Annotated in this window: 8 protein-coding genes; 5 read left to right on the forward strand and 3 right to left on the reverse strand. The window is 30.6% G+C overall.

What is annotated here, in order from left to right; all coding sequences use genetic code 11:
- From rpoC to ACSHW5_RS10470, 5 genes are all read left to right on the forward strand, one after another.
- Window positions 1-3297 (forward strand): DNA-directed RNA polymerase subunit beta' (gene rpoC, locus ACSHW5_RS10450; RefSeq protein WP_435676076.1); only part of this gene is annotated, 3297 nt, incomplete at its 5' end.
- A 139-nt stretch (window positions 3298-3436) separates the two neighbouring features.
- On the forward strand, window positions 3437-3748 hold the full coding sequence (locus ACSHW5_RS10455) for a DUF3467 domain-containing protein (RefSeq protein ID WP_435676077.1): 312 nt from the start codon (window positions 3437-3439) through the stop codon (window positions 3746-3748).
- An 867-nt stretch (window positions 3749-4615) separates the two neighbouring features.
- Window positions 4616-6007 (forward strand): RtcB family protein, encoded by a 1392-nt coding sequence (locus ACSHW5_RS10460; RefSeq protein ID WP_435676078.1) that lies wholly within the window; start codon window positions 4616-4618, stop codon window positions 6005-6007.
- Window positions 6008-6163: 156 nt separating this feature from the next.
- On the forward strand, window positions 6164-6859 hold the full coding sequence (gene prfH / locus ACSHW5_RS10465) for a peptide chain release factor H (RefSeq protein WP_435676079.1): 696 nt from the start codon (window positions 6164-6166) through the stop codon (window positions 6857-6859).
- 87 nt (window positions 6860-6946) lie between these two features.
- Window positions 6947-7486: a tetratricopeptide repeat protein gene (locus ACSHW5_RS10470; RefSeq protein WP_435676080.1), complete on the forward strand. Its 540-nt coding sequence runs from the start codon at window positions 6947-6949 to the stop codon at window positions 7484-7486.
- A gap of 77 nt (window positions 7487-7563) precedes the next feature.
- Here the strand turns inward: ACSHW5_RS10470 and ACSHW5_RS10475 are convergent, their stop codons facing one another.
- The 3 genes from ACSHW5_RS10475 to ACSHW5_RS10485 form a co-directional block, all read right to left on the reverse strand.
- Window positions 7564-8991 carry a rubredoxin gene (locus tag ACSHW5_RS10475; protein ID WP_435676081.1) on the reverse strand — a complete coding sequence of 476 codons (1428 nt, stop codon included), beginning with the start codon at window positions 8989-8991 and terminating at the stop codon, window positions 7564-7566.
- A 2-nt stretch (window positions 8992-8993) separates the two neighbouring features.
- Entirely contained in the window at window positions 8994-12518 is a 3525-nt protein-coding gene (locus tag ACSHW5_RS10480) for a molybdopterin-dependent oxidoreductase (RefSeq protein ID WP_435676082.1), read from the reverse strand.
- Between the two features lie 137 nt (window positions 12519-12655).
- Entirely contained in the window at window positions 12656-13318 is a 663-nt protein-coding gene (locus ACSHW5_RS10485) for a response regulator transcription factor (RefSeq protein ID WP_435676083.1), read from the reverse strand.
- Window positions 13319-13386: the final 68 nt, after the last annotated feature.

Genomic DNA, 13386 nt, shown 5'->3' on the forward strand with positions numbered 1-13386 from the left:
ACACGTAAATCATCTGCAGTAAAAACTGAATCTAACAGACCTTTAAAATCTTTATCAGATTCATTAAAAGGTAAACAAGGACGTTTCCGTCAGAATTTATTAGGAAAACGTGTTGATTATTCTGCACGTTCTGTTATTGTTGTTGGACCAGAAATGAAATTATCTGAATGTGGTATTCCAAAAGATATGGCCGCAGAACTTTACAAACCTTTTGTAATTAGAAAACTAATTGAAAGAGGAATTGTAAAAACAGTAAAATCTGCAAAGAAAATAATAGATAGAAAAGAACCAGTTGTTTGGGATATTTTAGAAAATGTAATTAAAGGACATCCTATTTTATTAAACAGGGCTCCTACTTTACACAGACTTGGTATACAAGCTTTTCAACCAAAATTAATTGAAGGTAAAGCAATACAGTTACACCCATTAGTGTGTACTGCATTTAATGCCGATTTTGATGGAGATCAAATGGCGGTTCACTTACCATTAGGACCAGAAGCTATTTTAGAAGCACAATTATTAATGTTAGCTTCTCATAATATCTTAAACCCTGCAAATGGTGCACCAGTTACTGTACCTTCTCAGGATATGGTACTTGGTTTATATTATATGACTAAAGAAAGAATCTCTACTCCAGAAGTACCAATTAAAGGAGAAGGATTAACTTTTTACTCTCCAGAAGAAGTTACTATTGCTTTTAACGAAGAAAAGGTAGATTTAAATGCCGGAATTAAAGTTAGAACGTATGATGTTGATGAAAACGGTGAACAAGTAAGAAAAATTATAAAAACTACTGTTGGTAGAGTTTTATTTAATGAAGTTGTTCCTGCGAAAGCTGGTTATATTAATGAAGTTTTAACTAAGAAAAACTTAAGAGGAATTATTGGTGGTATTATTAAAGCTACTGATATTCCTACAACAGGAGATTTCTTAGATGAAATAAAAAACATGGGATATAAATTTGCCTTCCAAGGTGGTTTATCTTTCAGTTTAGGAGATATTATTATTCCTGATGAAAAAGCTTCTATGATTGCGAAGGCAAACAAAGAAGTAGATGGAATTGTTGCCAATTATAACATGGGTCTTTTAACTCAAAAAGAACGTTATAATAAAGTAATTGATGTTTGGGGTTCTACTAATAATAGATTAACTGAATTGTCAATGAAAAATTTACGAGAAGACCAACAAGGGTTTAACTCGGTATACATGATGCTTGATTCTGGTGCAAGGGGTTCTAAAGAACAAATTCGTCAGTTAACAGGTATGCGTGGATTAATGGCAAAACCTAAAAAATCTACCGCTGGTGGTGGAGAAATTATTGAGAATCCTATTCTTTCTAACTTTAAGGAAGGATTATCTATTCTTGAATACTTTATCTCTACGCACGGTGCGCGTAAAGGACTTGCAGATACGGCTTTAAAAACGGCAGATGCTGGTTACTTAACTCGTAGATTGGTAGATGTTTCACAAGATGTTATTATTAACGAAGAAGATTGTGGTACATTAAGAGGTTTAGAAGTTACTCCATTAAAGAAAAATGATGAGATTGTAGAATCTTTATCAGATAGAATAGATGGTAGAGTTTCTTTACAAGATGTATATCATCCTTTAACCGATGAATTATTGTTAGAAATTAATCAACCAATTACTGGTTTATTAGCCTCTAAAGTAGAAGCATCTGGTATTGATTCTGTAGAAGTAAGATCTGCATTAACATGTGAATCTACAAAAGGAATTTGTGCTAAATGTTACGGTCAAAGTTTATCAACGTTAAGTAAAGTACAAATTGGTGAAGCAGTTGGTGTTATTGCAGCACAATCTATTGGAGAACCTGGTACACAGTTAACATTACGTACATTCCACGTTGGTGGGGTTGCGGGTAATATTTCTGAAGATAACAAATTAACTGCAAAGTTTGAAGGTAAAGTTGTTATTGAAGATTTACGTACTGTTTTTGGAAAAGACAATGATGATAATGAAGTAGAAATTGTAATTTCAAGAACTGCGGAAATTAAAATTATAGACAAGAAAACTGGAATTACTCAGAGTACAAATATTATTCCTTATGGTTCTTATATCTTCGATAAAGATAGAAAATCAATCAAAAAAGGAGATGTAATTTGTCAATGGGATCCATTTAATGGTGTTATTGTTTCTGAGTTTGGAGGTAAAGTTAAGTTTGATAATTTAGAACAGGGTATTAATTATTCTGTAGATGTTGATGAGCAAACTGGTTTCCAAGAAAAAATAATTACAGATTCTAAAAACAAGAAAATAATTGCTTCATTAATTATTGAAGATAAAGAAGGTAATGCTTTACGTTCTTACAGTTTACCAGTGGGTGCACACTTAATGGTAAGTGATGGAGATAAAGTTGAGTCTGGACATACACTTGTTAAGATACCTAGAAAATCTGGTAAAGCAGGAGATATTACTGGAGGTTTACCTCGTGTAACAGAATTATTTGAAGCACGTAATCCTTCTAACCCTTCTGTGGTTTCAGAAATTGATGGTGTAGTTTCTTTCGGTAAAATTAAGCGTGGTAATAGAGAAATTATTGTAGAATCTAAAACTGGAGATATTAGTAAGTATTTAGTAAAACTTTCTAACCAAATTTTAGTTCAAGAGAATGACTTTATTAAAGCTGGTATGCCGTTATCTGATGGGGCAACAACTCCTTCAGATATTTTAAGAATTAAAGGACCTTCTGCAGTACAGCAATATTTAGTAAATGAAATACAAGAAGTATATCGTTTACAAGGTGTGAAAATTAACGATAAACATTTCGAGGTAGTTGTACGTCAAATGATGCGTAAAGTTAGAATTATAGATTCTGGTGATACATTATTCTTAGAAAATCAATTAATTCATAAAATTGATTTTATTCAAGACAATGACGCAATTTACGGAATGAAAGTTGTTGAAGATGCTGGAGATTCTGAAAACTTAAAAGCTGGGCAAATTATTTCTGCGCGTCAATTAAGAGATGAAAATTCTTTATTAAGAAGAAATGACAAAAACTTAGTAGAAGCAAGAGATGCAAAACCTGCAACAGCAGAACAAGTTTTACAAGGTATTACAAGAGCTTCTTTACAAACAAAATCATTTATTTCTGCGGCTTCTTTCCAAGAAACCACCAAAGTATTAAATGAGGCGGCTGTAAATGGTAAGATAGATACATTAGAAGGCTTAAAAGAAAATGTAATTGTTGGTAAGAGAATTCCAGCAGGTACAGGTATGAGAGCTTATGACAACTTAATTGTAGGTCCTAAAGAGGAAATAGAAAAAAGTTTCTAATATAAATAACGTGTAAACGTTTAAGTATTTAAAAGTTGAATTGTTTAGGGTAACGTATTTACACTATTCAATTCAACTTTTTTTTTGTAACTTTTCACAATAATTAGGTTACACAATTCAACAATTATATAGACAAACTATGGAAGAAAATCAAAACAAAGAAGGACAAATAAATATTGAATTAGATCAAGAAATAGCTGAAGGAACGTATTCTAATTTAGCAATTATTAATCATTCAATGTCAGAATTTATTGTAGATTTTATTAATATTATGCCAGGTGTACCAAAGGCAAAAGTAAAATCTAGAATTATTTTAACACCACAACACGCAAAAAGATTAACAAAAGCATTGGCAGATAATGTGAGAAAGTTTGAAGAGCAACATGGTGAAATAAAAGATTATGAACAGCCTCCAATTCCTATGAATTTTGGACCAACAGGTCAAGCATAAAATGAGTAAAGTGAAACGAAAGTTTCACTTTTTTTTTGAAGTTTTATGACTTCCAATTGTTTTTTTAGCTGTAGTTATAGAAAATTATTATCAAATTTAAAAGGCATAAAACCTGCCAATTTTATTTAAAATTAGTGATTTTATAAAATTTAATGCATATTTGCAGTTCAAATTAGTAAAATAAATTAAATATTTCACCTATGAATATATATCAACAACATAAAAACGGGCGCATATTGCGACTATTTAAGTATATATTCTAGAGAATATCTTTCATAAAATAGTAAAAACGTCCAAAAAATCATTTTTGGACGTTTTTTTTATTGATTTTTCTAAAGAGTATTAAATGCCAAAGCAATGTATGCCTGTTAAATACATATCACAACATCAATGAGTTAGTTATGTGCACTGTTTCTGAATAAATTCGGACAGGAAATCTATTGGTTGAATTTGAGTTAACTTATTGATTTCTAGTTAAATATATTTTAATTTTATTTGTGTATATCAAAAAGTTGTTACATCTTTGCAACGGCAATTTAATACAGAACTTGTCAAATTAACAATAATAATAATCGCTGAGAAAAGATCAGCATAAACACGAAGTACAATGTTCAATTATCTACATCATAAAAACATACAAGGAGAACTAGGTTCTTTTTATTGTTTACTTCGCGACTTTCACATACATAAATAGCAAACACTATCTATATGAAAAGTCCGAAGTTATTAATTTCGGACTTTTTTTATGGCTATTTTTCTTTAATTAATTTCCGAATGATTGTCATGCCTGGGAAGACATGAAACTAAAAAAAAAGGAATCAACCGAAAGTTGAGTTTCTAAAAATAAAACATCTCAAAATTAAAATCATGGGAAATAAATTAAAAGGAAAAGACCTTATAAAATTAGGCTTTCCTAAGAATAATAGTATCAATATAGCATTAGGGCAAATAAACAGATACAGAAAAAGAGAGAAAAAAGAACGCATTTTAGAAGAAGCAAAAGAGGTGTTAAAACACCCAGAAAAGTTTGAAGGAAATGCTATTTGGGGAAAAGTTGCAGAAGGTTTGGTGAAACCAGTAGCAGTTAAAATGCATCAATTAAGAAATACAAGAGTTCCTTTTTCTATTTATGGAGAAAATGAAATAGATGAGCAAGCAAAATTTCAATTGTATGATGCTTTAAAATTGCCAATTGCTGTGCAAGGTGCGTTAATGCCAGATGCACATTATGGTTATGGTTTACCAATTGGTGGTGTTTTAGCTACGGAAAATGCGGTAATTCCTTATGGAGTTGGTGTAGATATTGGCTGTAGAATGTGTTTAACTGTATATGCAATTCCGGTTTCTTTTTTAAAAGGAAAAGTGCATCAATTAGAAAATATTTTAAAGAATCACACAAAATTCGGAATGCGAGAAACGCATGTTAAAAAACAAGATCATGAGATTTTTTATAGAGATGAATTTACAGAAATTCCGCTTATAAAACGTTTAAAAGATAAAGCGTTTAAACAATTAGGAACTTCTGGAGGAGGAAATCATTTTGTAGAATTTGGTTCTGTTTCAATTACAGAAGAGCATCTAGAATTTGGCATAAAAATTGGAGAATATATAGGAGTTTTATCGCACAGCGGATCACGAGGTTTGGGAGCAAATATTGCTAAACATTATACATATTTGGCAACAAAACAATGTCCGTTACCAAAAAATGTACAGCATTTAGCCTGGTTAGATATGAGTACGCATGACGGACAAGAATATTGGATGGCTATGAATTTAGCGGGTGATTATGCCCAAGCATGTCATGATAATATTCACGATAGAATTGCCAAAGAATTAGGAGCAAAACCAATTGTAAAAATAGAGAATCATCATAATTTTGCTTGGAAAGAAACTGTAAATGGTAAAGAATGTATTGTGCATAGAAAAGGAGCAACTCCCGCCCAAAAAGGGGCGTTGGGTATTATTCCTGGCTCTATGACAGCACCAGGTTTTATTGTGCGCGGTTTAGGAAATTTAGATAGTTTACAGTCGGCTTCACATGGTGCTGGTAGAAAACATTCACGTAAAAAGTGTAAAGAAAAATTTACAAAAAGTGATGTAAGTGATCAACTTAAAATGAATAATGTAACCTTAATTGGTGGTGGAATAGATGAGGCACCAATGGCTTATAAAAACATAAAAAAGGTGATGGCAAATCAGCAAGAATTGGTAGAAGTATTGGGCACATTTACGCCTAAAATTGTAAGAATGGCTACGTAGTTTTTGGGGTTTTTAAGGGCTTTATACACTATCTTTTTGAAAAAAAAACAAAAGGAATGGAGTCTGACTAGAGCGAAATTGAAAAATTGTAATCTCTTAGGTTAGTGATTAAGATAATTAGCCAAGCAAAAAGTAGTTAGAAAATTTAATAAAAAAATGACACAAAAAATAATACAAATATCAGCAGGAAAAGGACCCATAGAATGTACTTTTGCAGTGGCTAAGGTGTTAAAGATATTTCTAAAAGAATTGAGTAATAATACTATAAAGTATACAATTCTACATAAAGAGAATGGAGTAGAAAATGGCACTGTGCAATCTGTAAGTATACAAGTAACAGGTAAAGATCTTGCTGGTTTTTTAGCAAATTGGTTGGGTACAATTCAGTGGATAGGAAACTCAACATTTAGAAAAAATTACAAACGTAAAAATTGGTTTATTGGTTGTTTTGAAGTAGCTGTTGTAGCATCATTAGAATTGAAAGAGCATGAAATTGAATTTCAAGCAATACGAAGTTCTGGAGCAGGAGGGCAGCATGTAAATAAAGTAAGTTCTGCAATAAGAGCAAAGCATGTAAAAAGTGGCATGCAAGTGTTGGTAATGGATAGTAGATCTCAACATCAAAATAAAAAAATTGCTATTGAAAGATTACAAGAAAAAGTTGTAAATTATAATGTTGAAAAAACGAAGCTTCAATTAAAAAGTATTTGGGATAATCATCAGCAATTAGAAAGAGGAAATCCTATTAAAGTTTTTACAGGATCGGATTTTAAACAAATGAAAAAAGAAAAATCATTTAAGCAAAAAAGAAATCGGCTTAAAAAAGATTTAATAAAACAATTAGAATTATAAAATATTGTTTCTTTGAACGCAGTTAAAAGGTTTTATTTACTTTTAACTGGGTTTTAAGAAGCCAAGAGAATTTAAAAGAGAAACAAAATGGGAACATTAGTTAATAATTACATATTTAAAGCATTAGAAAGTTATCCGTATGATTTAGAGGAAGTAATGGAAGCTTTAGACTACGCATTGTCTTATGATGATAAAAATACAATGGCATTGACTTTAATGGGGAGAGTTTATGCAGAAAAATTGTATAAATATGAAGAAGCAATTATTTTTTTTAAACAAGCATTAGCAGAAAATATTAAAGCTTTTGAAGTATATACACCGTATATAAACACCCTTTTATGGAATGAAGATTACAAAGAAGCTGAAGAGTTTATAGATTTTGGTTTAACTGTAAAAGGATCTGATAAGGCACTTTTGTATTTAAAAAAAGGCATTTTATATGAGCAATTAAAAGAGTATAAAAAAGCATTGGGCTATATAAAACTAGCCAAAGAACATACTTTTAATGCTGAATTTATGACAGACATAAATGCAGATAAGGATAGAATTAAAGGAAAAATGCCCAAGAAAAAGAAAGTAAAAGTGGTAAAAAAGGATAAAAAAGTGAAAGAAAATAAAAATGCCTAATTCCAGGTAATTCTTTACAAGTAACAAAAACAAACCTATTATTAATTTAATAGGTTTGTTTGTAATTAAAAAGATATTTAAAGTTCTATCATTTTAAATGTTTTAATAGAAGATTCGCAAACAGAGCAATTGTAAGAATCTTCTAATTCTTCAAAAGGTGTTCCTGGTTTTATATTTGCTTTTTCATCACCAAAAACATCGCTATAAACGGTTAAGCAATCAGCACATTGATAGGCTGTTGTTTTTACTATTTTTTGTTTGTTTTTTTCTGAATTATCCTCGTCTATAGATTCATTTCCAAATTCTTCAAAATATTTTTTACTCAATTCCATTAATAATCCAGAAAGCTCAATTTTATCCACATCTTGTGCATATACTTTGTATTTTTGAGTATTCGGATTAAAGTTTTCGCAGTACAAAACATTATACGTGTCTCTTACTTTAAAGTCTTTTACAATGGTAGGAGAGCTATTTTTTTCTACAACAATAGAAGTAAAGTAAATATTTTTATCTTCATTATTAGCAATTGTAAAGGTTAAACCATACGTACTAATATCATTCTGATCAAAATTTTGAACTATAAATTTTTTCAAAGACAATGCGGCGTCATCATTTACAGGCAAATGCCAGTTTAATTCTAAAAGCGAATGACGTATATTAATACCAGATTTTCCTAGCAACTTTTCTAACATTAGTTTACTAGCTTTCGGAATCCCTTTTACTATAAAAGATTTCCAAGGGGTAATACAGATTTTACCTACTCTATTATCTAAACAGAAATCGCAAAAATCTCTTAAAAATGATAAATAATACCTGTTATTTCTCCAATACAATCCTAACCAATATTGATTCATTTCCATTTTATTCATTCCTTCATAATAAGGAAAAGGTTTAAAATCAACTTTTAATGGCGTTTCAATAGTTCTATTATTGGTTTCAATTTGATTATTTATCAGCATAAATAATTCTTCTACATCATCTGCATCTGTATAAATTTCTTCGATTAGTTTGGCTACTTTAGAGATGTCCCAACTATAGATAAGCACAGGATAATAAATAGCTTTTTCCCAGTGAGGTAACTTTAAATTTAAATACCAATAATCTTCATGTTGCGAGGCAATAAAATTTAATTGTCCACTAAAAAGCGGTACTAATTGTTGTTTAGGATCGGTAATATTTATTTTTAATTTTGGTTGATGTTTAAAACTTTCAATAATATATAAATAGGTTACACCACTAAGCCAAGAAGTGTTTAAAAAAATATCTGCAGAAACGTAAGAACAAACAATATTACTGTATTCAGTATCAGAAATCATGCTTGTACTCAATTTAGGAAATTGACTTTCAATTTCTTTATTTGAGGTGTGTTTTGGAAATATAATATCTTGTCTAGAACCAAAATGTAAAGCATCTAAACCTAGAGATTCTGCATAGTCTATAATTTGTTTTAATTCACTTGGCGATAAAATACCACCTTTTATAAAAACTCTTTTTAAATCTTCCATAATTATACTTTAGCTAAACTCATTTTTAAAATATCTTTTACTTCAGGTTTGCAACTTCCACAGCCTAAACCAGCACCTGTAAGTTTACATAATTCATTAAAATCAGAACATCCTTTTTCTATTTCTTCTTGTAGATTTCCTTCGCCAATTTGGCTACAGGTACACACTAATTTACCCTTAACAGGAACGGCAGATTTGTTAGATCTTAATATCACTTCCCGTTTATCTGCAAGTTCAATTTCATCTTCTATTAAGGTTTTAAATTCGGCAAACTCATTTTTATCGCCCATTAAAACAGCACCAACTAATCTATCATCTTTGATTATACATTTTTTGTAATAACGTTTGTTAACATCTGTAAAAATAATTTCTTCAAATGAAGGATCATTTTTAGGAGCACTTACAACGCCAATACTACATAAGTCTAAGTTTTCAAACTTTAATATGTTCATAAGAACAGAGCCTGCATATATGCTGCTTAAATCTCCCAAAATATAATCTACAGCAATGGCTGCTTGCTGTTCTGCAGCAGAAGTAATACCATAAAGAGCATTGTTGAATTCAGCAATTTCTCCCAAAGCAAAAATAGAAGGATCGCTAGTTTCTAAATGCTGATTTACAATAACACCTCTTCTAGTTTCTAGTTTAGATTGTTTTGCAAGTTCTATATTTGGTCTTGTACCAATGGCATAAACAATGGCATTGCTATAAATAATTTTACCAGTTTTTAATGTTATTTCTAAACCATTTTTTTCTTCATTGTCAAAAACGGTATTTACTTCATTGTCAAAATAGGTTTGTATACCTCTGTCTTGTACATCTTCTGCCAAAAGACGACTTGCAATAGAATCTAACTGGCGTTCCATTAATCTTGAAGCTCTTTGTATAATGGTAATTTGGATGTTTTTCTTAGACAGAGTTGCTGCTAATTCTAAGCCAAGTAAACCACCACCAACAATAACAACATGTTGTTCTTCTTCTGGTAATCCGGTGTTATCTAGATGGTTTTTTAATCTATCTGCATCTATTTTACTTCTTAAAGTAAATCTACCAGGTAGCTCTAATTGTGCGTTATTTGGCACAAAAGCTCTACTACCAGTTGCCATAATTAATGTATCATAACTATGTTCTTGGTTGTTGTTGTCTGTAATTATTTTCTGTTCTTTATTGATGTTTTTAATAGAAACGCCGGATAGTAACTGTACATTTAATTTGTCTACTTCTCCTTTTTTTAACTTTTCTAATTCTTCCCAAGAAAGCTCATCACTTACATACTCAGGTAATAAAACTCTGTTATAAAAAGGATTTGGTTCTTTAGAAAAAACAACCAACTCATCTTGTTCATTTTTTTCTCTATAGTTTTGTACAAATCTATAAGCGGCTGCACCAGCGCCAATAATACATATTTTTTGAACGTCTTTTTTGTACTTTACAACTTGTACAGCACTAAATTTAAAATCTGGTTCTTTTGATATTGGATCAACTAAATTATTGGTTAAATTATTTGCTCTACCAAAGTCATTGCCTAAAACTTTACCCCAATGCATTGGCATAAAAACAACTCCTTTTCTAATATCGAAACCAAATTTAATTTTTACTCTTACTTCACCTCTTGGGTTATTTATAATGGCAACATCACCTTCTTTTAAATTTCTCTCAAAAGCATCTACACCATTCATTTCTAAAAAAGGAGATGGAATGTGGGTATCTAATCTATTTACTTTACCGGTTCTTGTTCTTGTGTGCCATTGATCTCTAATTCGTCCGGTAGTTAGCACTAAAGGGAAATCTTCTGATGTTTTTTCAGATTGATTTTCTGTTTGCTTTGGAACGTTAAAATGTGCTTTTTTATCATCCGTTAAAAATTGATTATCCGTAAACAATCTAGCAGTTCCTTTATGATTTTTGTGTGGTACTGGCCATTGAAAACTACCTTCGTTTTTTAGTCTATCATAAGAAAGACCAGAAATATCTATTGGAGTTCCTTTGGTAAGGATGCAATGTTCATCAAAAATTTCGCTGGCATTTTCATAATCAAAACCTTTGAAATTCATTTTTTGAGCAAATCTGGTAAAGATTTCTGCATCTGGTAATGCTTCTCCTGGAGGTTCAATTCCTTTCTCTAAATAACTAATTCTTCTTTCGGAATTGGTCATGGTTCCTTCTTTCTCTAACCAACCTGCAGCAGGTAATAATAAATCTGCATATTTAGTTGTTTCTGATTTATGAGAAATATCTTGTACAACTACAAAATTTGCTTTTTTTAATGCCTTTTCTACCATAAGAGAATCTGGCAAACTCACCACCGGATTTGTACAAACCACCCAAATAGCTTTTAAAGTTCCGGCATTTAAAGCATCAAACATTTCTGTTGCTGTAAGACCTGGTTTTTCTGAAATTTCTTCACCTCCCCAAAAATCTGAAACTTCTTTTCTATGAACAGGGTCTGCTAAGTTTTTATGAGCAGCTAATAAATTTGCCATTCCGCCAACTTCTCTACCACCCATTGCGTTTGGTTGTCCTGTTAACGAAAAAGGACCTGCGCCAGGCTTCCCTATTTGACCAGTTAATAAAGATAAGTTAATTAAAGAAGTGTTTTTATCAACACCAATTACACTTTGGTTTAAACCCATGGTCCACATGCTAATAAAGCCCATAGACTGACCAATATATTGTGCTGCTTTTTTTATTTCATTTACAGTTATACCACATATTTTAGCCGCGGTTACAAGAGATGTTTTTAAAACATGTTCTTTTAATTTTTCGTAATCTGATGTATGATTTTTAATAAATTTTTTATCTACTTTATTCTTTTCAATTAAGCGTTTTGCAATGGCATCATATAAGACTACATCTGTACCCGGAATTATTTGTAAGTGTAAATCTGCAATGGCACAAGTTTGTGTTTTTCTAGGATCTACAACTACAATTTTTACATTCGGGTTTTCTTCTTTGTGTTTTTCTAATCGTCTAAATAAAATAGGATGACACCAAGCAGGATTTGCTCCGGCAATTAAAAAACAATCTGCCAATTCTATATCTTCATAAGCAATTGGCACTGCGTCATCTCCCACAGATTTTTTATAACCAACAACCGCAGAACTCATACAAAGACGAGAGTTTGTGTCTATATTATTGGTACCAATAAAACCTTTTGTTAATTTATTTATAATGTAATACTCTTCTGTTAAACATTGTCCGGAAACATAAAAACCAACACTATTTGGTCCGTGTTTTTTTATGATAGATTTAAATACTGCAGCTGCTCTATCTAATGCAGAATCCCAAGTTACATCTTGCATTGGGTGATTTCTACTCCATCGCATTTGAGGTTTTAGAATTCTATCATCGGTGTTTTGCACCACGTAATTAAGATTCATCCCTTTAGAACATAACATACCGTTATTTACTGGGTAATCTTTATCTCCTTCAACTTCTATTTTTCCTTTTGAGTCTTTATTTACAATGATGCCGCAACCAACACCACAATAAGAACAAATAGTTTTATAAGATTTAATTGCTGACATATTTTTCTTTGATATTTTATATCATCAAAAATACAATATTACGTATTAATACGTAGTTTTTATTCCTTAAAAATTAAATACTTTTTTTATGAAATTGATATTAAATCTTGTTTTTATTGATAAAAATGAGGTTGGGTTTATTCTAAATTATATTTAGAAGCCTTTGCAGAAAGTTCCATAAGGTTTTTAACGTTCATTTTTTTCATCATATTAAAACGATGCGTTTCTATGGTACGCTTACTGTTTTTTAAGATTTCAGAAATTTCAGAATTTGTTTTTCCTGATAAAATAAGTGGTAGTATTTGTTTTTCCTTTTTTGTTAATCCAAATTGTTTTGGTTCGCTTTTTTCCTTTACTTCTTGGTTTTGACTAGTAGAGTTTTGCAAAAAATTAGATACAATGACATTAGAGATGTCTCCACTAAAATATTTACCACCATTATACACTGTATTTATGGCTTTTATAAATTCTTTTTTATCGGTATCTTTTAACAAATAACCGCTGGCTCCTGCTTTTATTGATTTTAAAATATACTCTTCAGAATCATGCATAGATAAAACAATTGCTTTTGTTTTAGTTGGCGTTTTATTTAATAAAGCTACAGCTTCTATACCGTTCATTTCTGGCATTCTAACATCTATAATTAAAAGATCTGGTTCTTTTTCTGTAACCAATTCAAGAGCTTCAATTCCATTTGAGCCTTCTCCAATAATTTCTATGTTTTTTTCTTCTTCTAGTAAGTATTTTATGCCATCTCTTACAATGGCATGATCATCAGCTAATACAATTTTTATAGACATAAGAATTCGTAATTTTTATGATTTTAATTGTGCAAATTTACATAATTAAAAATAATAAAACCCAGGAA

The sequence above is a fragment of the Polaribacter sp. genome (assembly GCF_051251875.1).
In the GTDB taxonomy this organism is placed as follows: Bacteria; Bacteroidota; Bacteroidia; order Flavobacteriales; family Flavobacteriaceae; genus Polaribacter.

Coding starts and splice junctions, on each gene's coding strand:
- ACSHW5_RS10485 (WP_435676083.1), bottom strand. CDS start 13,318: ATGTCTATAAAAATTGTATTAGCTGATGATCATGCCATTGTAAGAGAT.
- ACSHW5_RS10455 (WP_435676077.1), top strand. CDS start 3,437: ATGGAAGAAAATCAAAACAAAGAAGGACAAATAAATATTGAATTAGAT.
- ACSHW5_RS10460 (WP_435676078.1), top strand. CDS start 4,616: ATGGGAAATAAATTAAAAGGAAAAGACCTTATAAAATTAGGCTTTCCT.
- ACSHW5_RS10475 (WP_435676081.1), bottom strand. CDS start 8,991: ATGGAAGATTTAAAAAGAGTTTTTATAAAAGGTGGTATTTTATCGCCA.
- ACSHW5_RS10470 (WP_435676080.1), top strand. CDS start 6,947: ATGGGAACATTAGTTAATAATTACATATTTAAAGCATTAGAAAGTTAT.
- prfH (WP_435676079.1), top strand. CDS start 6,164: ATGACACAAAAAATAATACAAATATCAGCAGGAAAAGGACCCATAGAA.
- ACSHW5_RS10480 (WP_435676082.1), bottom strand. CDS start 12,518: ATGTCAGCAATTAAATCTTATAAAACTATTTGTTCTTATTGTGGTGTT.